26 protein-coding genes, 1 tRNA gene and 1 pseudogene are annotated in these 25212 nt (G+C 69.3%); 12 read left to right on the top strand and 16 right to left on the bottom strand.

What is annotated here, in order from left to right; genetic code table 11:
• Positions 1-38: 38 nt before the first annotated feature.
• Complete coding sequence (locus WA675_RS08880) at positions 39-1874, top strand: vWA domain-containing protein (RefSeq protein WP_336083473.1); 1836 nt, start codon at positions 39-41, stop codon at positions 1872-1874.
• Positions 1875-1998: 124 nt separating this feature from the next.
• Entirely contained in the window at positions 1999-2679 is a 681-nt protein-coding gene (locus tag WA675_RS08875; RefSeq protein WP_336083471.1) for a nitroreductase, read from the top strand.
• Between the two features lie 70 nt (positions 2680-2749).
• Here WA675_RS08875 and WA675_RS08870 read toward each other — a convergent pair whose 3' ends face one another.
• The 7 genes from WA675_RS08870 to aceE form a co-directional block, all read right to left on the bottom strand.
• Positions 2750-3214, bottom strand: a complete 465-nt coding sequence (locus WA675_RS08870; RefSeq protein ID WP_336083469.1) for a winged helix-turn-helix transcriptional regulator — start codon at positions 3212-3214, stop codon at positions 2750-2752.
• Positions 3215-3317: 103 nt separating this feature from the next.
• On the bottom strand, positions 3318-4748 hold the full coding sequence (locus WA675_RS08865) for an acyl-CoA carboxylase subunit beta (protein WP_336083468.1): 1431 nt from the start codon (positions 4746-4748) through the stop codon (positions 3318-3320).
• Positions 4749-4877: 129 nt separating this feature from the next.
• Positions 4878-6128 (bottom strand): KasA/KasB family beta-ketoacyl-ACP synthase, encoded by a 1251-nt coding sequence (locus tag WA675_RS08860; protein ID WP_336083467.1) that lies wholly within the window; start codon positions 6126-6128, stop codon positions 4878-4880.
• A 10-nt stretch (positions 6129-6138) separates the two neighbouring features.
• Positions 6139-6438 carry a meromycolate extension acyl carrier protein AcpM gene (gene acpM, locus WA675_RS08855; protein ID WP_043649469.1) on the bottom strand — a complete coding sequence of 100 codons (300 nt, stop codon included), beginning with the start codon at positions 6436-6438 and terminating at the stop codon, positions 6139-6141.
• An 81-nt stretch (positions 6439-6519) separates the two neighbouring features.
• Positions 6520-7434, bottom strand: coding sequence for an ACP S-malonyltransferase (locus WA675_RS08850; RefSeq protein WP_336083464.1), 915 nt, complete (start codon positions 7432-7434; stop codon positions 6520-6522).
• A 127-nt stretch (positions 7435-7561) separates the two neighbouring features.
• Complete coding sequence (locus WA675_RS08845; RefSeq protein WP_336083618.1) at positions 7562-8863, bottom strand: PucR family transcriptional regulator; 1302 nt, start codon at positions 8861-8863, stop codon at positions 7562-7564.
• A 44-nt stretch (positions 8864-8907) separates the two neighbouring features.
• Positions 8908-11697 (bottom strand): pyruvate dehydrogenase (acetyl-transferring), homodimeric type, encoded by a 2790-nt coding sequence (gene aceE, locus WA675_RS08840; RefSeq protein WP_442945586.1) that lies wholly within the window; start codon positions 11695-11697, stop codon positions 8908-8910.
• A gap of 344 nt (positions 11698-12041) precedes the next feature.
• Between aceE and WA675_RS08835 the strand changes: the two genes are divergently transcribed.
• The 5 genes and pseudogenes from WA675_RS08835 to WA675_RS08815 all read left to right on the top strand — a co-directional run.
• Positions 12042-12599 carry a hypothetical protein gene (locus WA675_RS08835; protein ID WP_336083462.1) on the top strand — a complete coding sequence of 186 codons (558 nt, stop codon included), beginning with the start codon at positions 12042-12044 and terminating at the stop codon, positions 12597-12599.
• A gap of 118 nt (positions 12600-12717) precedes the next feature.
• On the top strand, positions 12718-13140 hold the full coding sequence (locus tag WA675_RS08830) for a DUF3052 domain-containing protein (RefSeq protein ID WP_336083461.1): 423 nt from the start codon (positions 12718-12720) through the stop codon (positions 13138-13140).
• Positions 13141-13213: 73 nt separating this feature from the next.
• On the top strand, positions 13214-13678 hold the full coding sequence (locus tag WA675_RS08825) for a peroxiredoxin (protein ID WP_218718893.1): 465 nt from the start codon (positions 13214-13216) through the stop codon (positions 13676-13678).
• A 30-nt stretch (positions 13679-13708) separates the two neighbouring features.
• Positions 13709-13780 (top strand) — tRNA-Val (locus tag WA675_RS08820).
• Positions 13772-14164, top strand: a pseudogene (locus tag WA675_RS08815) (hypothetical protein); the annotation flags it as partial. The gene WA675_RS08820 and the pseudogene WA675_RS08815, both read left to right, overlap by 9 nt.
• Positions 14165-14244: 80 nt before the next feature.
• Here WA675_RS08815 and WA675_RS08810 read toward each other — a convergent pair.
• Genes WA675_RS08810 through WA675_RS08800 form a run of 3 tightly spaced genes read right to left on the bottom strand, consistent with a single transcriptional unit; the run spans position 14245 to position 15619 of the window.
• Complete coding sequence (locus WA675_RS08810) at positions 14245-14370, bottom strand: hypothetical protein (RefSeq protein ID WP_336083625.1); 126 nt, start codon at positions 14368-14370, stop codon at positions 14245-14247.
• Positions 14371-14378: 8 nt separating this feature from the next.
• The gene (locus WA675_RS08805; protein WP_336083459.1) at positions 14379-15224 is read right to left on the bottom strand and encodes an aldo/keto reductase; all 846 of its coding nucleotides are present in this window, start codon (positions 15222-15224) and stop codon (positions 14379-14381) included.
• Positions 15225-15283: 59 nt separating this feature from the next.
• Entirely contained in the window at positions 15284-15619 is a 336-nt protein-coding gene (locus WA675_RS08800) for a hypothetical protein (protein WP_336083457.1), read from the bottom strand.
• Between the two features lie 159 nt (positions 15620-15778).
• Here WA675_RS08800 and WA675_RS08795 point away from each other — a divergent pair, with 159 nt between their 5' ends.
• On the top strand, positions 15779-16612 hold the full coding sequence (locus WA675_RS08795) for an acyl-CoA thioesterase domain-containing protein (protein ID WP_336083455.1): 834 nt from the start codon (positions 15779-15781) through the stop codon (positions 16610-16612).
• Between the two features lie 323 nt (positions 16613-16935).
• On the opposite strand, the gene WA675_RS08790 is transcribed toward WA675_RS08795, so the two are convergent.
• The 4 genes from WA675_RS08790 to WA675_RS08775 form a co-directional block, all read right to left on the bottom strand.
• Positions 16936-17700: a class I SAM-dependent methyltransferase gene (locus WA675_RS08790; RefSeq protein ID WP_336083453.1), complete on the bottom strand. Its 765-nt coding sequence runs from the start codon at positions 17698-17700 to the stop codon at positions 16936-16938.
• A gap of 8 nt (positions 17701-17708) precedes the next feature.
• On the bottom strand, positions 17709-19334 hold the full coding sequence (locus WA675_RS08785) for a LuxR C-terminal-related transcriptional regulator (protein ID WP_336083451.1): 1626 nt from the start codon (positions 19332-19334) through the stop codon (positions 17709-17711).
• Positions 19335-19383: 49 nt separating this feature from the next.
• The gene (locus WA675_RS08780; RefSeq protein ID WP_336083449.1) at positions 19384-20496 is read right to left on the bottom strand and encodes a flavin-containing monooxygenase; all 1113 of its coding nucleotides are present in this window, start codon (positions 20494-20496) and stop codon (positions 19384-19386) included.
• A gap of 114 nt (positions 20497-20610) precedes the next feature.
• Positions 20611-21186, bottom strand: coding sequence for a hypothetical protein (locus tag WA675_RS08775; RefSeq protein ID WP_336083448.1), 576 nt, complete (start codon positions 21184-21186; stop codon positions 20611-20613).
• 219 nt (positions 21187-21405) lie between these two features.
• On the opposite strand from WA675_RS08775, the gene WA675_RS08770 reads away from it, so the two are divergent.
• Entirely contained in the window at positions 21406-22221 is an 816-nt protein-coding gene (locus tag WA675_RS08770; protein ID WP_336083446.1) for an NAD(P)H-binding protein, read from the top strand.
• 7 nt (positions 22222-22228) lie between these two features.
• Here WA675_RS08770 and WA675_RS08765 read toward each other — a convergent pair whose 3' ends face one another.
• On the bottom strand, positions 22229-22630 hold the full coding sequence (locus WA675_RS08765) for a cupin domain-containing protein (protein ID WP_336083445.1): 402 nt from the start codon (positions 22628-22630) through the stop codon (positions 22229-22231).
• An 86-nt stretch (positions 22631-22716) separates the two neighbouring features.
• Here WA675_RS08765 and WA675_RS08760 point away from each other — a divergent pair, with 86 nt between their 5' ends.
• From WA675_RS08760 to WA675_RS08750, 3 genes are all read left to right on the top strand, one after another.
• Positions 22717-23379: a transcriptional regulator gene (locus tag WA675_RS08760; protein ID WP_336083443.1), complete on the top strand. Its 663-nt coding sequence runs from the start codon at positions 22717-22719 to the stop codon at positions 23377-23379.
• A gap of 100 nt (positions 23380-23479) precedes the next feature.
• On the top strand, positions 23480-24181 hold the full coding sequence (locus WA675_RS08755; protein ID WP_336083441.1) for an ABC transporter ATP-binding protein: 702 nt from the start codon (positions 23480-23482) through the stop codon (positions 24179-24181).
• On the top strand, positions 24178-24648 hold the full coding sequence (locus WA675_RS08750) for a hypothetical protein (protein WP_336083440.1): 471 nt from the start codon (positions 24178-24180) through the stop codon (positions 24646-24648). Before WA675_RS08755 ends, WA675_RS08750 begins: the two co-directional genes overlap by 4 nt.
• Here WA675_RS08750 and WA675_RS08745 read toward each other — a convergent pair.
• Complete coding sequence (locus tag WA675_RS08745) at positions 24620-25156, bottom strand: DUF3145 domain-containing protein (RefSeq protein WP_336083439.1); 537 nt, start codon at positions 25154-25156, stop codon at positions 24620-24622. The two genes, WA675_RS08750 and WA675_RS08745, sit on opposite strands and share 29 nt — an antisense overlap.
• Positions 25157-25212: the final 56 nt, after the last annotated feature.

Genomic DNA, 25212 nt, shown 5'->3' with positions numbered 1-25212 from the left:
CTGTCCGGTTTCATTCTCGTTTGACGAAGTCGAGGACAATGTCGAGATTCCGCCCGCTGACCGTCGCGCTCACCGCCGCCGCGCTGGCGGTACTGCCCACCGCTGTCCCGGCGAACGCCGACCCCGGACAGTACGCACCGACCATGCTCATCCTCGACGCCTCCGGCTCGATGGAACGCCCGGATCAGGGCGGCACCATGATGGATTCGGCCAAGAAGGCCGTGCGCGGCTTCGTCGAGTCCGCCCCGGCCGAGTCCTCGGTCGGCCTCACCACCTACGGCACCGGCACCGGCAACACCGAGGCGGACAAGGCCGCGGGCTGCCGCGACGTGCAGGTGCTGCACCCGCCGAGCACCCTGGACAAGGCCGGTCTCACCGCCGCTGTCGACGGCATCCAGGCGCGCGGCTGGACCCCGATGGGCACCGCGCTGCGCCAGGCGGCCGACGCGCTGCCCGACTCGGGCCCGCGCTCGATCGTGCTCGTCTCCGACGGCGACGACACCTGCGCGCCACCGGATCCGTGCGAGGTCGCCGCGGAACTGAAGCAGCAGGGTGTCGACCTGGTGGTGCACTCGATCGGTTTCGCCGTCGACGAGAAGGCCCGCGCTCAGCTCACCTGCATGGCTCAGGCCACCGGCGGCACCTACACCGACGCCGCCGACGGCGCCGCCCTCGAACGCGTGCTGCCCCGGGTGAGTTCGGCCGCGCTGCGCAACTATCAGGTCACCGGCACCCCGATCACCGGCACCGATGACTTCCGCACCGCGCCGGTCGCCAAGCCCGGCCAGTATCTCGACACCATCGGCAAACACGAGAAGCGCTGGTACGCGGTGGATGTGCCCGAGGGCGCGACCGCGTACTTCACCGGCATCGTCTCCTTCCCCCGGGTCCCCGGCCCGCTCACCGGCGACGCGCTGGCGGTGCTGGAACTGCGCGTCTACGGGCGCGACGGCACCGACTGCAATGCCAGGGAACGCGAGCTAGAGACCAGCACCGACGACGGTGTGGCCCTCACCGTCGCCAGCACCTTCGAGGGTGCGGCGAAGTCCCCGACCGGCGCGCCTACCGACAAGTGCAAGGGCGGCGGCCGCTACTACTACGAGCTGCACTGGGATGTCACCCCGGCCGACGCGCCGGAGCGGCTGCCGGTGGAGCTGCTGGTCGGTGTCGAACCCGCCGTCACCGATCCGGGTGAGACCACCGAGAGCAAGCCGGTCACCTTCACCGATCCGGGCGGGGACACCCGGCCGGTCAGCGGCGGTGGCTCGTTCACCGTCGCGGCGACCCTGGACGGCAGCGGCCGCTACACCGACACCGTGCAGTCCGGCGAGTACGTCTTCTACAAGGTGCGGCTGAACTGGGGTCAGGCCGTGGCCTACCGGGTGCGGTTCGCCGAGACCGGCGGTGCCGGTTACACCTCGGCCGCCAATGTCAAGACCACTCTGTACACCCCGCTGGGTCAACGGCTCGACACCGACACCACCTCCTACAGCGGCCGCAGCACCGCCGAACTCGCCCTCGAGTCGGCACCGGTGCGCTACGCCAACCGGGACGCCAACGACGCCGAGGTGCAGCGCGCCTCGGTGGCCGGGTGGTACTACATCGCGGTCAAGTCCGGCCTGCCGACCGGCGCCACCGCGCTGCCGCCGACCCCGATCGCGCTCGATCTCGTCGTCACCGGAACACCCGAGAAGGGCCCGACCTACATCACCGCCACCGCTGATGTCCTCGGTGAGCAGGCACCGTCGGACACCTCGGTGACCGGAACGCCGACCGTCGCCCGGCCGTGGACGGCCTATGTCCTCGGCGCGGCGGGCGTGGCCCTGCTGGCCGGGATCGGCCTCGCGATCTGGGTCGTGCGCCGCCGCGCATAGGTCCCGATCAGGCCCGCTGGCACCGGAACTCACGGTGCCAGCGGGTTCCGCGCGACCCCTCGGACTGCTAGGTTGGTCTCGAATCGAGACCAGCTCTCCCGCACCGCATCGAGGGGCCCGCGCCATGACCGACACCGATTTCGCCACCCTGCAGCGACTGGCCGACACCCGCTGGACCTGTCGCCAGTTCCGGCCCGAGCAGGTCGACCGCGCCACCCTCGAGCAGCTGCTCACCCTCGCCCAGCGCACCCCGTCGTGGTGCAACACCCAGCCGTGGCAGGTCGTGGTCACCGAGGGCGAGGGCACCGAACGCTTCCGCAAGGAACTGCTCGCCCACATCCAGACGAATCCCACGGCACCGGATTTCGAGTTCCCCGCCGAGTACACCGGCGTGTACAAGGAGCGCAGGCGCACCTGCGGCTTCCAGCTCTACGATTCGCTCGGCATCGTCAAGGGCGACCACGAGAAGACGCTGCGCCAGATGATGCGCAATTTCGAGTTCTTCGACGCCCCGCACGTCGCGATCGTCACCTCCGAGGCCGACCTCGGCGTCTACGGCGCGATCGATTGCGGCCTCTGGCTGGAGAACTTCCTGCTCGGCGCCCAAGCCCTCGGCCTCGGCGCCGCACCCCAGGCCGCCCTGGCCTCCTACGCGCCCTTCCTGCACGACTACTTCGGCCTCCCCGAGCACCGCAAGGTCGTCTTCGGCGTCTCCTTCGGCTACCCCGACACCGACCACCCCGTCAACGGCTTCCGCACCGCCCGGGCCGCCCTCGACGAGCAGATCACCTGGCACACGGCCTAGATCAATCACCACGCTCTGGTGGCGGCGGTTTGCGTGCGATGCCGCCACCACAACGTGGTGATCATCGGGATTACGCGGTGTGAGAGGTCCTGGTGAGGCCCGGGCCGGGCTCGGGGGTGATGTCCCGGGCGGTGAGTTCGGTGCCGCACGCGTCGCAGGTGAGGTGGACGTGGGCCTCGCCGGTGCAGTCGCGGTGGCGGTACTCGACCGGCGGGCCGTCGGGGGCCATGTAGGTGTCGCCCCAATCGCGGATCGCCAGCAGGATCGGGTAGAGGGCGTGGCCCTTCTCGGTCAGCCGATACTCCTCGTACGCGCCGTCGTCGGCGGGCCGCTTCACCAGGATCCCGTGCTCGATCAACCGCTCGAGCCGGTCACCCAGGCGGCTGCGCGAGATTCCCAGCGCCGCCTGGAACGCGTTGAACCGCCGCACTCCGGCGAAGCAATACTTCAGGATCAGCAGCGTCCACCGATCACCGAAGACGACCAGCGGCCGGGTGATCGAGCACGGCAGCTCCCCCAATTCCTCGTAGCGCACCCCCCGATTATGCGCTCCCGCTCCCTGCGTCGTCCGGCCACGGGAAGCGAGTTCGGGCCCCGGAGGTCGTCCGGGGCCCGAAGGGTACTGCGGTGCTGTCAGATCACAGCGGGATGTTCTTGTGGTGGCTCTTGCGGGCCGGGGCGGAGGCCAGGGCCGCGGCGATGATGCTGCGGGTCTTGGCCGGGTCGATCACCTGATCGACCACACCGATCGCGACGGCACGCTCGACACCGCCCGCGATCTTCTCGTGCTCGGCGGTCAGGCGCTCGTGCAGGGCCTCACGCTCGTCCTCGGGCGCGGCGGCCAGTGCCTTCTTGTGCAGGATGCCGACCGCGGCCTTGGCGCCCATGACGGCCACCTCGGAACCGGGCCAGGCGTACACCGCGGTCGCGCCCAGCGAGCGGGCGTTCATCGCGATGTAGGCACCGCCGTAGATCTTGCGGGTCACCAGGGTGACGCGCGGAACGCGAGCCTCGGCGAAGGCGTGCAGCAGCTTGGCACCGCGGCGGACCACGCCCTCGAGCTCCTGACCGACACCCGGCAGGTACCCGGGCACATCGGTGACGACGATCAGCGGGATGCCGAACGCGTCGCACAGGCGCACGAAGCGCGAGGCCTTCTCGGCGCTCTCGGAGTTGAGGCAGCCGCCCAGGCGCAGCGGGTTGTTGGCCAGCACGCCGACGGTGCGGCCACCGAGACGGCCCAGACCGACGACCATGCTGCGCGCGTAGCCACCCTGCAGCTCCTCGAACGAGGACTCACCGTCGACGTTGTCGAGCAGCTCGTGGATGATCGGCTTCACGTCGTAGGCGCGCTTGGCCGACTCCGGCAGCATCGCCTTGAGGTCGACGTCGCCGTGCTCGGCCGCGACCAGGTCGAACTCGCCCTGCTCGGCGAACATCGACACCAACCGGCGGGCGCGGTGCATGGCATCGGCCTCGTCGTCGGCGGCGATGTGGCACACGCCGGACTTCTTGAAATGCGTGGTGGGCCCGCCCAGGGTCGCCATGTCGACGTTCTCGCCGGTCACCGAACGCACCACGTCCGGACCGGTGACGAAGACGCGGCCCTCGGGCGCCATGATGACGACGTCGGTCAGCGCCGGACCGTAGGCGGCGCCACCGGCGGCGAAGCCGAGCACCACCGAGATCTGCGGGACGAGACCGGACGCGCGGACCATGGCCTCGAAGACCAGGCCGACCGCGTGCAGGGCCTCGACGCCCTCGGCCAGGCGCGCGCCACCGGAGTGCCACAGGCCGACGACCGGGATGCCGGAATCGATGGCGGTGTCGATCGCGTCGACGATGTGCTTGCAGCCGTCGACGCCCATCGCGCCACCCATGACGGTGGCGTCGGAGCAGTAGGCGACGGTGCGCACACCGTCGACCTCGCCGATCGCGGCCAGGACACCGGACTTGTCCCGCGGGTGCAGCGGTAGGACGGTGCCGGGGTCGAAGAATCGCTGGAGCCGACCGAGCGGGTCACGCGGATCGGTCGTCGTGTCTTGAAACGCGGGAGCAATGATGGTCATCGCGTTTACTCCTACCTTCGAAGAGAGTGTGCCGCTACGGCGGCTGCGTATGGCGAACCGCCGGTGGGGGTCGAACCATTCAGTTGGCGCGACCCCCACCGGGGATCGTGATGCAGTCGATCGGTGCGGCTAGGCCCGACCGAAGGCGAGCGCGACGTTGTGCCCACCGAAGCCGAAGGAATTGTTGATCGCGTACTCGATCTCCTGGTGCCGGGCCTGCCCGTGCACCACATCGAGGTCGATCTCCGGATCCTGGTTGTCCAGGTTCAGCGTCGGCGGAACGATGCCGTCCCGGATCGCGAGCACGGTGAGCACCGACTCGAGCGCGCCGACGGCGCCGATCGAGTGGCCCAGTGCCGACTTCGGCGCGTAGACCGAAGCGTGGGTACCCACGGCCTTGTGGATCGCGTTGCACTCGGCGGTGTCGCCGATGGGCGTCGCGGTCGCGTGGGCGTTGATGTGGGTGATGTCCTGCTTGGACAGACCGGCGGTCTGCATCGCGCGGGTCATCGCCCTGGCCGCACCGGTGCCCTCGGGATCGGGAGCGACCAGGTGGAAGCCGTCGGAGGTGATGCCAGCACCCAGCAGACGCGCGTGGATGGTGGCACCGCGAGCCTTCGCGTGCTCCTCGGTCTCGATCGTCATGAGCGCGCCCGCCTCGCCGAAGACGAAGCCGTCGCGGTCCTTGTCGAACGGACGCGAAGCACCCTTGGGGTCGTCGTTGCGCGTGCTCATCGCCCGCATCATGGAGAACGCCGCGATCGGCACGGAGTCGATGAAGCCCTCGACGCCACCGGTGACGACCATGTCGGCGTCACCCATCACGATCATCCGCCACGCGTTGGCGATGGCCTCCGAACCCGACGAGCACGCCGAGACCGGAGTGACCACTCCCGCCCTGGCCTTCAGCTCGAGACCGACGACGGCCGACGGACCGTTCGGCATGACCATCTGAACAGCCAGTGGCGAGATCTTGCGGTAGCCACCGTTCTTCAGCTTGTCGACCGAGTCGATCAGCGCGTCGCCGCCACCGAGGCCGGTGCCGATCGCGACGCCCAGGCGGTCGGGGTCGACCTCCGGGCTGCCCGCGTTCTTCCACACCTCGCGACCGAGGACGGTCGCCAGGCGCTCGACATACGCCATGCGGCGGATCTCGACCCGGCTCAGCAGGGTGTCGGGGCTGACTTTCAGGTGACCGCCGATGCGCACCGGCAGGTCGTATTCCTCGATGAAGGAATCCTCGAGAACGTCGATTCCGCTCTCACCGTTGAGGAGTCCCTTCCACGTCGCATCGACATCACCCGCGATCGACGTGGTCGCCGCCATGCTGGTGACGACGACGTTGGGGAAATTCCCGTTCAAGGTGGAAGGAGTGGTCACAGTGTCGGCCCTACTCGGCGTCGAACTTGGCCTTGAGCTCCGCGGCGGCGTCGGAGTTCTCCGCCTCGAGCTTCTGGATGTAGGCAACGGCGTCGCCCACGGTCTTCAGGCTGGCCAGATCCTCGTCGGGGATCTTGACGCCGTACTTGTCCTCGGTCTGCACAGCGATCTCGACCATGGACAGCGAGTCGATGTCCAGGTCGTCGACGAAGGACTTCTCGATGGTCACCTCGGAGGGTTCGATACCCGTCACCTCTTCGATGATCTTGCCGAGTTCTTCGACGATCTGTTCCTGGGTCAGAGCGGCCACTTTGGTGGCTCCCTTCTTGTTCTCATTGATAGGGGTCTTGAACGGCCGGCACCTCGTCGTGCGTGACCGTCGGGGGGAAAGCTAGCCGGAGGTGGTCAGTTCGACCAACGCGGGGAGGTCTTCCGGAGTCTTCAGGGCGAGGTTGGGCGTGCCCTTCAGCTCCCGCTTGGCAATGCCGACGAGGGTGCCCGCCGGTGGCAGTTCGGCCACGGCCGAGACGCCGGCGGCGCGGACGGTCTCGGTGCACAGATCCCAGCGCACGGGGCGGGTGACCTGCGCCGCGAGCTTGTCGATCGCGTCGGCGCCCGAGCTCACGGGCTTGCCGTCGAAGTTCGACAGCAGCGTCCGGACCGGGTCGTGCGGCGTGATCCGGGCGATGGCCTCGGCGACAGCTTCCCGCGCCGGGGCCATGAAGGCGGTGTGGAACGCACCGGCGACGGGCAATGCGCGGACCCGTGCCTTCTCCGGCGGGTTCGCGGCGAGCTCCGCCAGAGCGTCCATCCGGCCCGCTGCGACGATCTGGCCGACCGCGTTGCGGTTGGCCGGGACGAGATCGAGCTCGGCGAGCCGGGCGAGCACGGCGGCTTCGTCGCCACCGAGCACCGCGGACATGCCGGTCGGTTCCAGCGCACACGCCTTGGCCATCTCCCGGCCGCGGATGGCGGCCAGGGTGACCGCCTCGTCGGCGGTGATGACGCCGGCGACAGCGGCTGCGGCGAATTCGCCGACCGAGTGTCCGGCGACGATGGTATCCGCCGACAGCGTTTCGGGGGCGATTTCGGCGAACGCGAGCAGCGCGGCCGCGACGACGAGCGGCTGGGTGACCGCCGTGTCGACGATCTCCTCCGCGGTCGCGGTGGTGCCGAGACGAACCAGGTCGAGGCCGGCGGCCTTCGACCACAGCTCGAGACGGTCGGTCGCACCGGGGAGGGCGAGCCAAGGCGCGAGCATGCCGGGAGTCTGGGACCCCTGTCCAGGGGTGAACAACGCGATCACTCCCTAAGAAAACACTGTGACCCCCGCCGCACGAGATGTCGGCGCGAATGAAGCTTTCCGACGGGTTTTGTAGGGGTTCCACAAAATCCGAGGTGGGCTGTCCTGATCGACCGATTCCCCGATCGCGTTACAGGGGCTCCTGACCCAATGGGGCGGGCGGGGTTTCTGTGACGGGGGGTGACGATTCGTTATGGGTTCGTGTCAAACGGCCCACTGTGGCCGCGATTCGGAGCACATAAGCGTCACGCGGATTCATCGGATCACGTCCGGTGATCTCACCGATTCGTTTGAGTCGGTACCGAACGGTATTTGGATGGACGTACAGCTGACGCGCGCACGTTTCTACTGCTCCACCACAATCGAGGTAGGCGTCGAGTGTGTCCGACAACGAAGATCCGGCCGAGGCCAACGGGAGGACAAGATACTCGTTCAGCGCCTCGATCGCAGCTCTATCGCCCAGCAGGGCGCGTTCGGGCAGCAATTCCGAGGCGTGCACGGGCCGCGGCGCGCCCCGCCAGCCCACCACGGCCTCCATCCCCGCCAGCGCCTCGATCGCGCTGGCGTGCGCGGCGCCCAGCGTGCGCATGGTCGGCCCGATCACCACCGGGCCGTCGGAGAACACGTCGGTGAGCAGGTCGGTGAGGAACGCCGAGGCGATGCCCGCGTCCCCGAGGTGCCCGCTGACCACCATCACCAGCCGCGCCCCCTGCACCACCGCCAGCGCGGCCCGGCCGTGCCTGCTCGCGATGGTGTGCACCGCGCCCACCGTGGACACGCCCTGATCCGGCGGGGGTGTGCCGACCAGCACGGTGGCGGGCGCGGTGGCGTCCCAGTTCAACGTGGCGGCCCGGGAGAGCATGTCCGGGCCGGTGTCCCCGCGGACCACCGCGTCGACCACCAGGGCCTCCAGGCGGGTGTCCCACGCGCCCCGCGATTCCGCGGCGCTGGCGTACACCGAGGCGGCCGCGAAGCCCAGCTCGCGCCCGTAGCGCAGCACCGCCTCGGTGAGCGCCACCAGTTGCCGGTCGTTGCGGGCCAGGGCGGGCAGCCACTGCTCGAAGAAGTCCATGGCCACCCGCACCATGTCCACGGTCTGGCGCAGCGTCAGCCGCCGCGCCAGATCCTGCGGGATCACCTGGAACGCGTCCAGGCTGAAGCGGATATCGGAGTCGGGATCCTGCAACCACTCCAGGAAGTTCACCACCGCGGTCTGCACCAGCATCTGCACGCCCGCACGCTGCGCGGCGTCCAGATCGGCGAAGAAGGGCAGCCGGTCCTGCATCGACCCCACCGCCTCGGTGGACAGCCGTCCCGAGAACTGTTTGACCCGCTTGAGCAGCGTGTCGGGCAGCGGATCACGAGTCTGCCGGTTCGGGGACAGTGCCCCGGTCGGCAGATAGACCTCGTGCTCGCTGGTTCCCTCGGTGATCCGGCGGGGCCGCGGCGGTTTACGCTCCACAGTCCAATAGTCCGCTACGCGAGTTCCTCGCCCGCGTCCGCACTCGGCTTCGGCGCGGCGGCCACGTCGTGGATGCGGTATTTCTGCGCCGCCGCCACCGCCTTGGCCTTGTCGAACGTGCCGTCCTTCACCAGGCCCTCCAGCACCGCGACCACGATCGACTCGGCGTCGACCTTGAATACGCGCCGCGCGGCGGGCCGGGTGTCGGAGAAGCCGAACCCGTCGGTGCCCAGGGTGGTGTAGTCGCCGGGCACCCACTGGCGGATCTGGTCGGCGACCGCGCGCATCCAGTCCGTGGCGGCCACCACCGGTCCGCGCGCCGAGGCCAGCGCCCGGGTGACGTAGGGAACCCGCGCCTCCTGCTCCGGCTGCTCGAGCGCGGCGATCTCCTTGTCCAGCGCCTCGCGGCGCAGCTCGCCAAAGGAGGTCACCGACCACACGTCCGCGGCCACGCCCCACTGCTCGGCCAGGATCTCCTGGGCCCGCAGCCCGTCGGGCACGGTGACACCGGAGACCAGGATCTGCGCGCGCACCTCCCCCGCGCCACCCGGCCGGTACAGGTACAGACCCTGCAGCAGCCCGGCCACGTCCAGATCCTCCGGCTCGGCGGGCTGCTGGTAGGGCTCGTTGTAGAGGGTGATGTAGTAGAAGATGTCCTCGCCACCGAAGGTGCCGGTGGGCTGCGGATGCGCGCCCGGCAGCTTGCTCGGCGCCGCCGCGCCGCCCCCGTACATCCGGCGCAGGCCGTCACGCACGATATGCGCGATCTCGAAGGAGAACGCCGGATCGTAGGTGACCACCGCCGGGTTGGTCGAGGCCAGCAGCAGCGACTGCCCGTCGTTGTGCTGCAGACCCTCACCGGTGAGCGTGGTACGTCCCGCCGTGGCCCCGAGGACGAACCCGCGCGCCAGCTGATCGGCCGCCGCCCAGAAGCTGTCGCCGGTGCGCTGGAAGCCGAACATCGAATAGAAGATGTAGAGCGGGATCATCGGCTCGCCGTGGGTGGCGTAGGAGGTGGCCGCCGCGGTGAACGACGCGGTGGACCCGGCCTCGTTGATGCCCTCGTGCATGATCTGGCCGACGGTGCTCTCCTTGTAGGCGAGCATCAGTTCCGCGTCGACCGAGGTGTAGAGCTGGCCGTTGCGGTTGTAGATCTTCAGCGTCGGGAACCACGAGTCCATGCCGAAGGTGCGGGCCTCGTCCGGGATGATCGGCACGATCCGCTTGCCGATCTCCTTGTCGCGCAGCAGCTCCTTCATCAGCCGCACGAACGCCATGGTGGTGGCGACCTTCTGCTTGCCCGAGCCCTTGCGCACCGAGCGGTAGGACTCGTCGCCGGGCAGCGTCAGCGGCTTGGCGGGCGACCGTCGTTCCGGCACGAAACCGCCCAGCGCCTGGCGGCGGGCCAGCATGTACTGGATGGCCGGATTGTCCATGCCGGGGTGGTAGTACGGCGGCAGGTACGGGTCCTTCTCCAGCTCGGCGTCGCTGATCGGGATGCGCTGCAGATCGCGGAAGTCCTTGAGGTCCTGCAGCGCCAGCTTCTTCATCTGGTGGGTGGCGTTGCGGCCCTCGAAGTGCTTGCCGAGGGTGTAGCCCTTGATGGTCTTGGCCAGGATCACCGTCGGCTGACCCTTGTGCGCCATGGCCGCCGCGTAGGCCGCGTAGACCTTGCGGTAGTCGTGCCCGCCGCGCTTGAGGTTCCAGATCTCGCTGTCGGACATGTGCTGCACCAGCGCCTTGGTGCGCGGGTCACGGCCGAAGAAGTGATCGCGCACATAGGCGCCGTCGTTGGCCTTGTAGGTCTGGTAGTCGCCGTCGGGGGTGGTGTTCATCAGGTTCACCAGCGCGCCGTCGCGGTCGGCGCCCAGCAGCGCGTCCCACTCGCGGCCCCAGACCACCTTGATGACGTTCCAGCCCGCGCCGCGGAAGAACGACTCCAGTTCCTGGATGATCTTGCCGTTACCGCGCACCGGACCGTCCAGGCGCTGCAGGTTGCAGTTGATGACGAAAGTCAGGTTGTCGAGAGCCTCGTTGGCGGCCACCTGGATCAGCCCGCGCGATTCCGGCTCGTCCATCTCGCCGTCGCCGAGGAAGGCCCACACGTGCTGGTCGGAGGTGTCCTTGATGCCGCGATCGTGCAGGTAGTGGTTGAACCGGGCCTGGTAGATGGCGTTCATCGGGCCCAAGCCCATCGAGACCGTCGGGAATTCCCAGAAGTCGGTCATCAGGCGCGGATGCGGGTACGACGGCAGGCCCTTGCCCAGTCCGCCGTGGCTGTACTCCTGACGGAAGCCGTCGAGGCGGTCGGCACTGAGCCTGCCCTCCAGGAACGCGCGGGCGTAGATGCCCGGCGAGGCGTGGCCCTGGATGTAGACGCTGTCGCCGCCGCCGGGATGGTCCTTGCCGCGGAAGAAATGGTTGAAGCCCACCTCGTAGAGCGCCGCCGAGGACGCGTAGGTGGAGATGTGCCCACCCACGCCGATGCCGGGGCGCTGCGCGCGGTGCACCATGATCGCGGCGTTCCACCGGATCCAGGCGCGGTAGCGGCGCTCGACCTCCTCGTCACCGGGGAACCAGGGTTCGTTCTCGGTGGGGATGGTGTTGACGTAATCGGTGGAGGTCAGCGCCGGAATGGAGACACGTCGTTCGCCCGCCCGCTCGAGCAGCCGCAGCATCAGATACCGGGCGCGGCCGGGACCCTCCCGATCGAGCATGTCGTCGAAGGATTCCAGCCATTCGCTGGTCTCCTCGGGATCGATGTCGGGAAGATACGACGCCACTCCCTCGCGGATCACCCGCACGCGCTCGCCGGTGGGTCTGGTGGTCGCTTCGGTCTCCGCCGGGGACGGTTCCTTGGCTGAATTCGCTGATACAGGGTGGATCAGGTCGGTCAAATCTGCTCCTCGTACAGGGGGCTGAACTGCTTGTTGGCGTCGCTATCCCCGGGCCTGCCCGCTTGGTGTGCGGGCCACCCGTCACGAAAGTTTCGGGCGCACCACCATCCTTACCGAAAAGGTGGCGCAGGTCATCCTCTCCGGAGGGGTACTGCCGGGTATTCCGCCGACCCTCGCGTGTCGGTGATCCACTAAGTTCTGCGGGGGAGAACTCGGGGACAATCGAGCGAGTGAGAGGGATCGGCACGACGATGAGGCTGCTGGACGCGCGCCGGCTGGGACTGGCAGGCGCCGCCGTCGCGGTGATCGTGGGCACGGTGGTGGCCGGGTGCGCCGAGCAGATCCCGGGTACCCCCACCACCGATGCCGCCGAGGTGGCCGCCTACAAGACCAGTGCCGCGGCGTCCTCGTCGGCGGCCGCGTCGTCGAAGGCCGCCGCCGCCCAGGAGCGCGCGATCGAGGACAACTGCACCCGCTTCCCCACCACCACCGGGGCCGGGGTCACCGCGTTCAACGAGTTCGTCACCGCGCACGACAACAACGCCGAGGACTACGCCGCCAAGCGCGAGGCCGCGGCCACCACCCTCGACAACGCGGCCACCGAGGTGGAGTCCGGGGTCAGCACCGCCGGGGGCGCGCTGCCCGGCGAGCTGGCGGGCAAGTTCACCGATTATGTGATCGCCGCGCGCACCCTGGCCGCCGAAACCAGAAAAATGACCTACAGCTCTCAGGTGGGCAAGCTCAACGACGCCAGCAGGGCGATCAACCAGGCACGGACCGCCGTGCACGACGCCTGCCGGGGCCGCTGAATTCACCCCGCCGACACGCGGCACACGGTACCGATTCACCCGATCGGCTTGCGCTGCGGCCGATAACCATGTTCGCTTGCACCTATCTTATTGTCGGCAGTTTAGGGAGGACACCACCGTGGTCGCCGCGGCGGACGCGCAGAACTACGCTCAGAAGCTTGGCATTTCTCACGGCTTGGTTGTTCAGGAATTGGGCTGGGACGAAGACACCGACGACGCTTTGCGCGCCGAGATCGAGGAGGTCAGCGGCGCGGAGATGGTCGACGTCGACTCCGATGAGGTCGTCGACGCCGTCCTGCTCTGGTGGCGAGAGGGAGACGGCGATCTGGCCGACGAGCTGATGGACGCCATCAGCCCGTTGTCCGACGAAGGCTTCATCTGGGTCCTCACCCCCAAGACCGGACACCCGGGCCATGTCGATCCGAGCGAGATCGCCGAAGCCGCGCCCACGGCCGGCCTGACCCAGACATCCACTATCAGCCTCGGCAGCTGGACGGGCAGTCGCCTGGTCCAGCCGAAGGCACCGTCCAAGCAGCGCTGATCCCGGCGTTCGCTAAGGTCTCAGCCGGACGAGAACGCTCGGCTGAGACCCGACACGACGACAGGATCCCCGTATGCCGCTAGAGGTTGGCACGCTCGCGCCGGACTTCACGCTCAAGGACCAGAACAACCAGCCTGTCAGTCTGTCGGACTATCGCGGCAAGAAGAACGTCCTGCTGGTGTTCTATCCGCTCGCCTTCACCGGCATCTGTCAGGGCGAGCTGTGCAAGGTCCGCGACGAGCTGCCCAAATTCCAGAACGACGACGCCGAGATCCTCGCGATCTCCGTCGGCCCCCCGCCCACCCACAAGATCTGGGCGGCCGAACAGGGCTACCTGTTCCCCCTGCTGTCCGACTTCTGGCCGCACGGTGCGGTCACCCAGGCCTACGACGTCTTCAACGAGAAGTCCGGCTACCCCAACCGCGGCACCTTCGTCGTCGACAAGTCCGGCTACATCACTTTCGCCGAGATGAACGGCCCCGGCGAGGCCCGTGACCAGGCGGCTTGGGAGAAAGCGCTCGCCGCGCTAGATTCATAAACCGTCACCGCCGGTTCCCCGGCGGTGCCCGGGCGTATAGCTCAGCGGTAGAGCACTGGTTTTACACACCAGCGGTCCGCGGTTCGATCCCGCGTGCGCCCACCCATACCGATCCATCCCGACGATCAGTCGACTCCTCAAACACCAGCGAAGGGCGAAAGACCGCGACGGCCGATCGGCACGAAGTCGTGGCTTTCCTCGATTCAAATCCAAGCGGGCGCGCCCATCGTGCCGGTTCACCACCGGCGCGTTCGGCCTGGTCGACGCCGACTACCGGCACATCAAGCTCCCGCGGATCGGTGTCGTCAAGACGGCCGAATCTACGCGTGTCTCCAGCGGCGCGCAGCGCGCAGGCGCGGTCCGGACAAACGTCACAGCGGCGAACCATCGCGGCGATGGATCAGGACTCACGCCGAGATCGCCCGTGTCCATGCGCGATTGGTGAATTCTCGAGCCGATGCGCTGCACAAGCTGACCACGAGGTTGGTCGGTTCGGCCGAGTCCCTCGTGATCGAGGATCTCCATGTCGCTGGGCTCGTCCGCAATCGGCGGTTGAGCGCGAAGATTCAGCACGCCGCCTGGGGCGAGTTCCGCCGCCAGCTCACCTGCAAGCGGTACCCGTCGATGACAGCGATGTCGTCGACGACTTGGACCTCGGCGAAAGTGGCTTCGATCTCGTGCTTGGTAGCCATGTCCGAAGTCATTTCCGCCCGGCCGTAGCCAAGCCGTCCAGGCGCTCGTACTGCTCGGCGGTGAGGTCCAGCGCGGCCGCCGCGAAGTTGTCGGCGAGGTGGGCCGGAGAGGCGGTGCCCGGAATCGGGGCGATGACGGGTGAGCGGTGCAGGAGCCAGGCGAGGGTGATCTGGGTGGGGGTGGCGTCGAGTTCGGTCGCGATCTCGGCGATGACGGCGGTCTCGCCCCCGGTGCCCGCGGCGACGGGTCGCCAAGGGAGGAAAGCGATTCCGGCTGCCGTGCAGGCGTCTACGACAGCTTCGTGTTCACGGTCGAGGATGTTGTAGCGGTTCTGCACACTCGCGATCTCGACGACCTCACGGGCCTCGGCGAGCTGCGCGGTGTCCACTTCGGAGAGCCCGATGTGGCCGAGCTTGCCTTCGTCGCGCAGATCGCGCAGCGTGCCGACCTGTTCGGCGACCGGGATCTCCGGGTCGATCCGATGCAGCTGCATCAGATCGATCCGCTCGACCCGCAGCCGCCGCAACGCGTCCTCGACCTGTGCCCGCAGGAACTTCGCACTCCCGTTGTAGACCATGCCATCGGGGTGATCGGCCCGCTGCTCGATACCGAGCTTGGTCGCCACGAGCAGCCCGTCCGCGTACGGCGACAACGCCTCCGCCACCAGCTCCTCATTGGCACCCCAGCCGTACAGATGCGCGGTATCGACCAACCGCACCCCGAGATCGACGGCCACCCGCAACAGCCCGATCGATGCCGCCCGCTCCTCCCCCGGTTCGGTCGGCAACCGCATCGCCCCGAAACCTATGCGCGGCAACCGATATCCCGCGAGCTCGACAGCCGAATCCTTCATATAGCGCCTCCTGGGTTCGACGGCCACCCTAGCCCCGCGACCGTTCCGCACCTCCGAGATCAGCCCGCGTACCGCTCCGCCAGATCCCGCAACCGCGCCACCGCCGCCGCGATCTGCGCACCCGTCACCGTCAGCCCCGGCATCGCCCCCAGCCGCTCGACCTGATCGGCGAACCGCCCGTACTCCCGCCGAGCATGCTCCCGGCAAGCCAAGCAGGTGACGGCCTCCGGCCGCCGCGCGGTCATGGCGAAAGCCACGTCGATCCCACACCCGGTGGTGACAACACTCGGCGCGTCAGCGGCCTGCCCGAACGTCGACGCGATCAGATTACGAACATCCGCCCCCGCCTCCACAACTTTCCGCTCGACATGAATATGCGGATCACCGGCATCCATCGTCTCCCACACCTCCGTCCGATCACCACGGTACGACGCGCATCGCGCCCGGCCCGAGCAGGCGCGGCGATCCTCACCTCGTACACAGCGAGCACGCCCCACATGTAACATGTTCTACTTCTGCGGCGGACCGGCCGAATCGGAAGGAGTCCACCCGTGGTGAGTTTCTTTGTCAGGCAGGGAGATCGCCTGGTCGCCGAGCAGATCGCCGTCAGTCCGTGGTCGGCGACTGTCCTGAGCGGCACAGGCGTCTGCGGCCTGCTTGCCCGTGAGCTGGAAGCCCATTGCCCGGATGGATTCGTTCCCGCGCGATTGACGGTGGATCTGTACCAGCCCGTGGCCCATGCCGCCTTCGACATGCGCAGTACGGTGGTGCGGCGCGGTTCGCGGATCGCCGTCGCCGATGCGGTCCTGCGGCAGGACGGCCGCGATCGTGTCCGGGCCACGGCGGTGTTCCTGACGCTCGGCACCGCGCCGCCCGGGCACGTGTGGAGCTCCGACGAGGTCTTGCCGATGCCACCGGCGGGCTGCGTGTCGCCCGACGGGTCACCGACCCTGTTCAGCAGCGATGGCATCAACTGGACCGCCGACTTCGCGGCGAATCAGAATGCCGAGCGCAAGGCATCGTGGCACAGTCTCCCGCCGCTGGTCGCCGACGAGCAGATCACCCCGTTCCAGCGCGCCGCGATCCTCGGTGACGCCACCAACCACGTGTGTCACTGGGGATCCGAGGGGGCCGGCTATATCAATGCCGATGTCACCGTGAACCTTTCGCGATTGCCGATCGGCTACGAACTCGGCCTTCGTGCGGACAACACCATTGCCTCCGAGGGCATCTCGATCGGCAGCGCCACCCTCTACGACCGTTCCGGCGCGGTCGGAACCTGCGTGGTGACCACGTTGTCGAATGCCCGTCGCCAGATCGACTTCACCGGCGCGACCGCAGTCGGCGCGGAGGAACCTCGTCGACCGTGGCGCCAGGTCGCCGAGTAGCCGCCGCGCCGCACAACATCACCGACCTGCCGGGCAGGTCCCCCAGCCACCTCGAGGAACCGGGTCCAAGGAGCAGAGGGCTACGACGATCTCGCGTTCGGCGGTCAAGGTGGTGATGCGGGCGCGGGCGGCGGTGAAGGAGTGGTGGAGGCGGCGGCGATCCAGTCCTCGGCGAGGTCCTGGGGCGGTCGGTGGCCCAGGTCGCGGTGGATCACCATGTCTTCGGGCCTGGCCTCGCGCCACTGGTCGTCGAACTCCCCGACAACGGTGCGGGTGTGTGAGCGTGACCGGCGTGGGCGGGCGTCGAGCCGGAAACAGTCGCGTCAGACCGGCTGACCCGACCGGCGCGCGGTGACGATCCAGGCACGCGAGCCGAACCACACCCCGTCCCCGGTCTCGTGGGCGGCGAGCACGGCGAGCAATCGCGCGCGGGCCCGCTCGGCGGCAGCGTCGGCGAGTGCGGCCAGATTGATCCGGAAGTAGCTCAGGCGCAGCAGATTGTCGAGCGCGGCGGCACTGTCGGGACCGTAGTAGACCGGCTCGTCGACCTCGTCGAACCGGATATCGGCGAAACCGGCTGCGGTGAGGATCTTTTCGGTGACCTCGGGTTCGGCGAGGGAGAACGGCCCCGGACTGCCGAGGAACGGCCCGGCACCGAGGACGGGCAGGATCTCGGTGGCCCACGCATTGCGGTCGTACCCCTGCCAGACGAGCAGCACCAGCCGTGCCGACTGGCGCAGCGCGCGGGCGATATTGGTGAACGCGGCCACCGGGTCGGCGAAGAACATGGTGCCGAAGCGGCTGATGGCCAGGTCGAACCGGCCGGGCGGGAAAGGGTGGGTCTGCGCGTCGGCGAGCTGGAAAGTGAGGTGGGGCAGTACTTCCGCGCGTTCGGCCTGGTCGAGCATGGCCGGGGTGATGTCGACCCCGAGTACCTCACCACCGACGGCGGCGCGGGCGGCCTCGCGACTGGTTTGCCCGGTGCCGCAACCGATATCGAGCACTCGCTCACCGGGTCGCACACCGGCCGCGGCCCGGAACACGGGGTTGTGCCGCCGCAGTTCCCCGTCGTAGTCGAACAGTTCCATCGGTCTCCTCAGGTGAGATCGTGCTCGTAGGCGAACGCGGCCGCCGCGGTCCGCGAGTTCACCGCGAGCTTGGTGAAGATGTTCGACAGGTGCCGGGCGACCGTCTTCTCACTCAACACGAGATCCCCGGCGATCTGCGGATTGCTGCGTCCCGCCGCGACCAGCCGCAATACCTCGAGCTCGCGCGCGGTCAGGCCACCCGGCGTGACCGGCGCGAGCAACCGCGCCACCTCGGCTTCGGCGGGCACCGCCCCCAGCCTCGCGAAAACCACTCGGGCGGCATCGAATTCGAGACACGCCGAATCCTCGTCGCCGAGCGCCCGCAGCGCGCGACCGAGAGCGGCCCGGGAGCGCGCCGCCTCGTAGGGCACATCCAGCGACGACCACAGCTCGGTCGCCTGCCGTAGCAGAGTCACGGCCGCGGCCGGATCACCGTCGGCCGCCGCGACACAGCCTGCCGCCCGCGCCGCCGAGGCCCGCAGCGCGGCACAGCCGAAACCCGTGGCGAGCGTGGTGAGTTCGGCGCTGAGCCGCCCGGCTTCGGTGGTCTCCCGCGCGCCGAGCAGGATATCGATGGCATCGGGCAGCACCTGGGAGCGATGCACCGGATCGGGTGCCGCGGCGACCAGCCGCCGCACCGTCGCCACGGCGGCGGCACCCCGACCCCGGGCCGCCCACAACAGGGCCAGGCCGGGCTGCGGATCGTGGCCGTATCCCACGGCTTCGGTGTAGGCGGCGTCGGCCTCGGCGAAGGCGCCCCGGATGCGCAGCACATCGCCGCGTTCGGCCAGCGCGAGCCCGGCGGGGGCGGCCGTCTCGGCGGCCAGGTACCGGCGCGCGGCCAGGCCGAATTCCTCGAGCGCGGCCTCGTAGGCGCCGTGCACGCGCATGAGCTGGCCCCGGTGCACGGCGCACTGGCCGGTGAACAGCACCAGCCCCTGCTGATCGGCGCACCAGCTGGTCAGCGCCAGGGTCCACTGTTCCATCCTGGCGAAATCGGAGATCTCCTGACACGCCTCCACCAGCGCGCAGTAGATATGCCCCGCGAACATCGTCGACACCCCATCGGCGGTGACATGGGCCATCGCCTCGTCCAGCAGCGCCAGACCGGCCCGCACCGACCCGCCGTAGATCGCCAGCCTGCCCTGCGCGCACAACCCCATCGCGACCAGCTCGGCCCGCGCGAAACGGTGCCCGTACTCGGTGATGCGGTCCGCGCAGTCGCTCGCCTCGGCGAACTCCCCCGCCGATAGGTGCCGGAACATCAGCGCCACGCACACATAGCCCCGCTCGGCGATATCGTCCGGGATGCGCGCGAGCACCCGCTCGGCCCGCGCCACCCAGCCGCTGCCGACCGCGGGTTCCCCGGTGGTCAGCAGGGTCATCGCCAACCAGAACGCGCAGCGCACCGCGGCCGGGAGGTCGCCCGCGTCCAGGTGCAGCTGGTAGGCACGCTGCATGGCCTGGATGGCGTCGTTGGTGCGCCCGGTCAGATAGGCCGCCGTCGCCAGGCGGGCGAAATCCTCGCCGCGCAGCAGGCCCGCGTCGGTCGCCGAGAGCGCGTCGAAGGCCGCGACCCATTCCCGCCGCTCGTAGGCTTCCCGAGCCCGCACCAGACAGTCGACCACGTTCATCGCGCATCACCCTGGGTAAAGGATACGCGCTGGTCACCGTGGTGACGGCTCAGGCGGCGAGCCCGCGCGCAGGCATCTCGCCCGGCGCCCGCGCGACGATCCGGCGCGCGATGTAGGCGGCATCGCGCCCGACCCCCGGGAACACCATCGACGAGAACGCGTACTGGAAGCTCAGCCCGCAGAAGAACAGGCCCGGCGCGTCCGCGACGACGCCCCGATATTCGCGGGGCCACCCGTCCTCGTCGAACACCGGCAGCTCGATCCAGTCGAAGATCTGCCGGAACCCGGTGGCCCACACGACATTCCGCACATCCAGGACGGTGCCGTCGTCGAGTTCGGGCCGCCCGTCGCGTACCCCGCGCACCCGCTGGGTGATCCGCTCGACCCCGCGTTCGGCGAGATCGGCGCGCTTGACCCGCAGCATCGGCCCACCGTGGACACGGGTCTCCCGCATCTCCTTGCGGCCCATCGGGGTGCGCCGGGTGAGGATGTGCCGCCAGGCGAACACCAGCACGGGCAGCGCGAGCCTGATCGCGCGGGAATCCCAGCGCAGCGGGAGCTGCCCGCAGTCGCGGCCGCACAGGGTCGTCGGACGGGTGCGGGCGAGTTCGTAGGCGATATCGGTGCCCGAATGCGAAGCGCCGACCACCAGGACCGGGCCGTCGGCCAGCTGTTCGGGGCGATGATAGCGGCTCGAATGCAGCTGGGTGATCGAGGAATCCAGCTCGGCGGCGAAGTCCGGGACCTTCGGCGCGCGGCCGAAGGTCCCGGTCGCGACGACGACATTGGCGCACCGGATGACCTCACCGCCGAGATGGGCGAGATAGCCCCCGCCCGGGCGCGCGGTCACCCGGTCGACGCCGGTCTTCATCCGCACCGGCAGATCCCAGTGCAGGGCGTACTGCTCCAGATAGGCGGCCACCTCGTCCTTACCCGGATAACTCCAGGGGTCGGCCGCGGGGAACGGCAGGCCGGGCAGGCCGTCGTACTTGGCCGGGGTGTAGAGCCGCAGCGAATCGTAGTGGCGGCGCCAGTTGTCGCCGAGGCGGTCGCCGCGGTCGACGATCAGGAACGGCCGTCCGGCGCGCCGCAGCGCGCTACCCGTCGACAAACCGGCCTGACCTGCGCCGATGATGAGTGTTTCGATCTCTTGTGTGGTCATGTTCCGACGCTAGGCCGGGGCGCCACACGGCCGCATCGGGCGATTTACCCATCCCGGATTCCGGGGCATGGGTGGTCGGGGTGACCGGCCGCCACCGGCCACCCCACCGGACCACTACGGCGTGGAGTAGCCGATGAGCGCGCCGATACCCGCCCCGATCGGGATGGTGATCAGCGCGCCGACCCCGCCGAGGAAGAAGCCGAGCACCGCGCCGATCCCGGCGCCGACCAGGGCGCCGATGCCCGCGTTGTGCTGCTTGCGGGCCAACGTGTCGCTCGCTTCGTCGACGAAGGCGGCCAGATTGTCGCTGACCACCGCCGGGGCGGCGACCGGGCGCAGGGTCACCGACTGCCCGTCGGCGGCGATGCCCGCGGCGAGATCGAAATCGCCCGCGCCGGTGACGATTCTGGTCGGCACCGAGGCGACCACCCGGCCGCTGTGGTCGGCGAGGGTGACCACGCCCCCGGCCAGGCGGAACGTGCCGTCGGCGGCGGTGGCGGTGACCCCGGAACCATCGGCGAGCGGGCTCGCCGTGAACGCCACTCCCCCTTCGGAACCCTGGACGATCGGAACGGCGGTGGCGGGTCCGGCGTGGGCGGTGGTGGCCGCCAGACCGAGTGCTCCGGTCGCGAGGACCGCGACCGCCGCGATGCGCCGTGTACTGGAACTAGTTCGAGACGAGAAAGTCATCGTGCCCCTCCAGTCTGCCCGCCGGAAACGGCGGAACATCCTCTGCTGGACCGGATCTCGGTCCGCGAACATCTTCGCATCGGTCGTGCCCGAGCGGAACCACCTGCGGTGATATCGGAAAAACATCACCGATTGCCGGATGGCTGCTGCGGCCATGTGCCGGGGACCGGATTCGTCGGCACAATCGGTGGTTCATCGAGCCCGACCGGAAGGAAACCCATGACCATCCTGGTCACCGGAGCCACCGCGAACATCGGCCGCAAGGTCGTCGACCATGTGCTGGCCGCTGGCTGTACCGACGTACGCGCACTCACCACCGACCCCGACCGGGCCGCGCTGCCGCCCGAGGTGGAGGTGATCGAGGGCTATATCCGGCGTCCGGAGAGCCTGGGCGCGGCGTTCGAGGGCGTCGACCGGATGTATCTGGCACCCTCCCCCGACACCGCCGCCGAGGTGCTCGCGCTGGCCCGCGCGGCCGGGGTCCGGCACGTGGTCGACCTGTCGGGCGAGCCGGAGAGCTGGTGGGGCACGGTGTGCACGGCCGTGGAGGACAGCGGCCTGTCCTGGACACACCTGTGGCCCGCCGACTTCATGGAGAACACCGTCATGTGGGCGCACCAGATCCGCGCGACCGGCACGGTCCGCGAACCGTACCCCGACGCCGCCACCGCGCCGATCGCCATGGACGATATCGCCGCGGTCGCCGCCAGCGCCCTGCTGGCCGAGGACACCGGCAATCGCGCCTATCCACTGTCGGGTCCCGAACTGCTCACCCGCACAGAACTTCTCGGCTACCTGGCCACCGCCCTCGGCCGTGGGCTCACCTTCGTGAAGGCCTCGCGCGAGGACACCATCGCGGCCCTCGCGGCGAGCATGGGCGAGCAGGCGAGCTGGTATGTCGACAATGTCCTGACCGGCTACAGCCCCGACCCGGCCACCCTGCCGCTGACCAGCGTCACCGACATCACCGGCCGCCCGCCGACCCTCTTCGCCGACTGGGCCGCCGCCCATACCGCCGCCTTCACCACCCCGTGACGACCGCTCAGGCGGGGTGCACATTCCACTGGAGGGTGAGGTGGACGACCGAGTCGGCCCTGGCCTCCAGCCGATGCGGATCGCCCGCGGCGAGATAGATCGTGCTGCCCGGTTCGAGCCGGTGCGCCGCCATCGCGCCGCCCGCGGTGACGTCGAGGTCGATGGCTCCGGAGACGCAGCTGATCAGGATCGGCCCGGGCGCGCGATGCTCGTCGAGCACCTGCCCCTGCCGGAAACTCAGGCGTACCAGAGTGATTCCGGGTCCGGCGAGCAGCCGTTGGATATTCGGCAGGTCGCCGTCCTTGGGCTCCCAGGCGGTCGTGTCGGTGACGAGAGTGCTCATGCGTTCGGCTTCCTGGCGATGAATGTGCGCGGAATCGCGATGGTCGAAGGGCAACGGTGTGCTCATACTGGGTTCCTGTCGGTTCGGCCGCGGGATGCGGCGGTCCTACAATCGAGGGGGAAGTCGCCGGTCACGGCGTGAGATGAGCGCCGATGGTCAGCACACCCCGGCAGCGGGACAGGGTCTTCGCACTGGTGCGCGATTTCCTGGAACCCCTGGACGCGCCGGTGGTCGCGCAGACCTTGGGCATCCACATCACCACCGCGCGCTTCCATCTCAACGCGCTCATCGACGCGGGTCTGGTGGAGGGCACCTGGCTGCCCTCGGAAACGGTCGGCCGCCCGCGCAAGGGCTATGTGGCCGCCGGGGCCGATCCCGCCGCGCCCGTGCTCGACGCCCTGCTGGCCCAGCTCGGTGACACCCCCGCCGCACGCCGCGCCAAAGCCGCGGCGGCCGGGCGGATGTGGGCCGACAGCCTGACCGACCTCGGTGAACCGCAGGCCGACTTGCCCGACCCGGTGACCGTGGTCACCACCACACTGACCCGGCTCGGGTTCCAGGTGTCCGCGGCGGTGTCGAGTTTCGGGATGCACGAGATCCAGCTGTGCAACTGCCCGCTGCGGCGCATCGCGCGCAACGCGCCGGAGATCGTGACCGGCATCCAGCAGGGCATGATCGAGCGAGTCCTGGAGCGTCATTCGCCCACGCTCGCAACGCAATTCGATGTCGACGTGCGGCCCGACACCGGCGGCGACTGCGGTGTGACCCTGCGTCTGACCACCCGGTCGGCGCGCAGCGCACCGATCGCGGGCTGAGCGCGGCTCCACCACCGACGGCAGCTGGAGGCTGGCCAACGAATCGCTGTGCGCCGGAGTGAAGACCGTCGGCCTGCCGATTCCCTGCGATTTCTGACCCTTGATCGAACTCCGCGACCTCACCGTGCGCTACGCGACCACCACGGTGCTCGACATCCCCGCGCTGACCGTGCCCGACGCCGCGGTGACCTACCTGCTCGGCCTCAACGGCACCGGCAAGTCCACGCTGCTGCGCTGCGTGTGCGGGATCATCGCCCCGGCCACCGGCACCGTCGAGGTCGACGGCACCTGGGTGCGAGCCGGTCGCGCGACCCCATCCGGACTCGGGATGCACCTGGACTACCGGGCTTTCGACCCACGGCACACCGCCCGGCGGCACCTGCGCTGGCTCGCGCGCTCCCGTGGACTGCCCGCCGCGCGCGTCGGCGACGTACTGGGCGAGACCGGTCTCGACGAGGTCGCCGATCGCCGCCTGGCGCAGTTCTCGCTGGGCATGCTCCAGCGCGTGGGCATCGCCGCCGCGCTGCTGGCCCGGCCGCGCACGATCCTGCTCGACGAACCACTCAACGGTCTCGACATCGCGGGCATCCACTGGATGCGCGCGCTGCTGCGCGAACTCGCCGACGCGGGCACCTGCGTGCTGGTCACCTCGCACCTGCTCGACGAGGCCGAACGCAATGCCGATCGGGTGATCGTGCTCGGCACCGGCCGCGTGCTGGCCGATGCCCCGCTGCGCGAGCTCGTGGACTCCGGTGACCGGCTCGAGGACGCCTACCTGCGCATCACGGGGGCGGCGGCATGAGCGAACCCGTCACCGACCTCGGCCGCGGCCTGGCCGCCGAGGCGATCCGCACCGGCGGCCGCGGTTTCCTGTGGCTGGTCGCCGTGCCGCTCACGGTGTGCCTGCCGCTGCTGATCACCTTCGGGATCGCCGCCGTCGCCGAACGATTCGCGGCCATCCCCGGCCAGCTCCAGGTGCCCCTGGTGTACGGCGAGGTCTCGCTGACCGATCCCGCCGGGCTGCGCTATCTGTGGACGGTACCGATCTACGCGTTCACCGCCTGCGGCCTCGGGATCGCGGTCGGGTCGGTGATCCGGACCCCGCCCGCGGCGATCGCGGCCCTGCTGTTCTGGGTGTACGTGGCCCGCTTCGGCCGCAACGGCTCCCTGTTCTATTTCGTCGCGGTCACCGGTGCCGTGTTCACCGTGGCGACCACGGCGGCCCAGTGGCGACGCGGTGTCAGCCCACGTCGCGGCGCAGCCAGGTGACTTCGGCGCCCGCGCCGTCGGTGCCCTGGCGGAAGGCCTCGAGATCGTCGTCCCAGGCGGTGCCAAGGGCGCGGTCGATCTCGGCGGACAGGTCGTAGGTGCCGTGGCCGCCGAGTTCGCTCGCGGCCTGGAGTAAGGCGCGTAATCGCATCTCGCCCAGCATCACATCGCCGTTGGCGCCGGTGGAGCCGTGCCACAGGCCCAACGCGGGGACGAAACTGTAGCGCTCGCCGTCGACACCGTCGCTGGGGTCCTCGGTGACCTCGAAGCGCAGGACCGGCCAGGCGCGCAATGATTGGGCAATCCGGGCCGCGGTGCCCACCGGGCCGATCCAGTCGCTGGTGGCACGCAGGTGTCCGTCGGCGGGTTGCGCGTTCCAGCGCAATTTCGCCGGCGACGAGAGCGCCGTCGACAGTGCCCATTCCACGTGCGGGCACAACGCGGCGGGCGACGAGTGGATGTAGACCACACCTGCCGTCGCGTCAGCGAACTGACTCGATGCGCGCACTACCAACACCTCCAGCCTCGACAAGGAGCGTCTTCCCCAACGACCCGTCGCAGACT

The organism is Nocardia sp. SSK8 (assembly GCF_037034205.1).
Classification (GTDB): Bacteria; Actinomycetota; Actinomycetes; order Mycobacteriales; family Mycobacteriaceae; genus Nocardia.
This window is presented reverse-complemented; position numbering and strand designations above follow the sequence as displayed.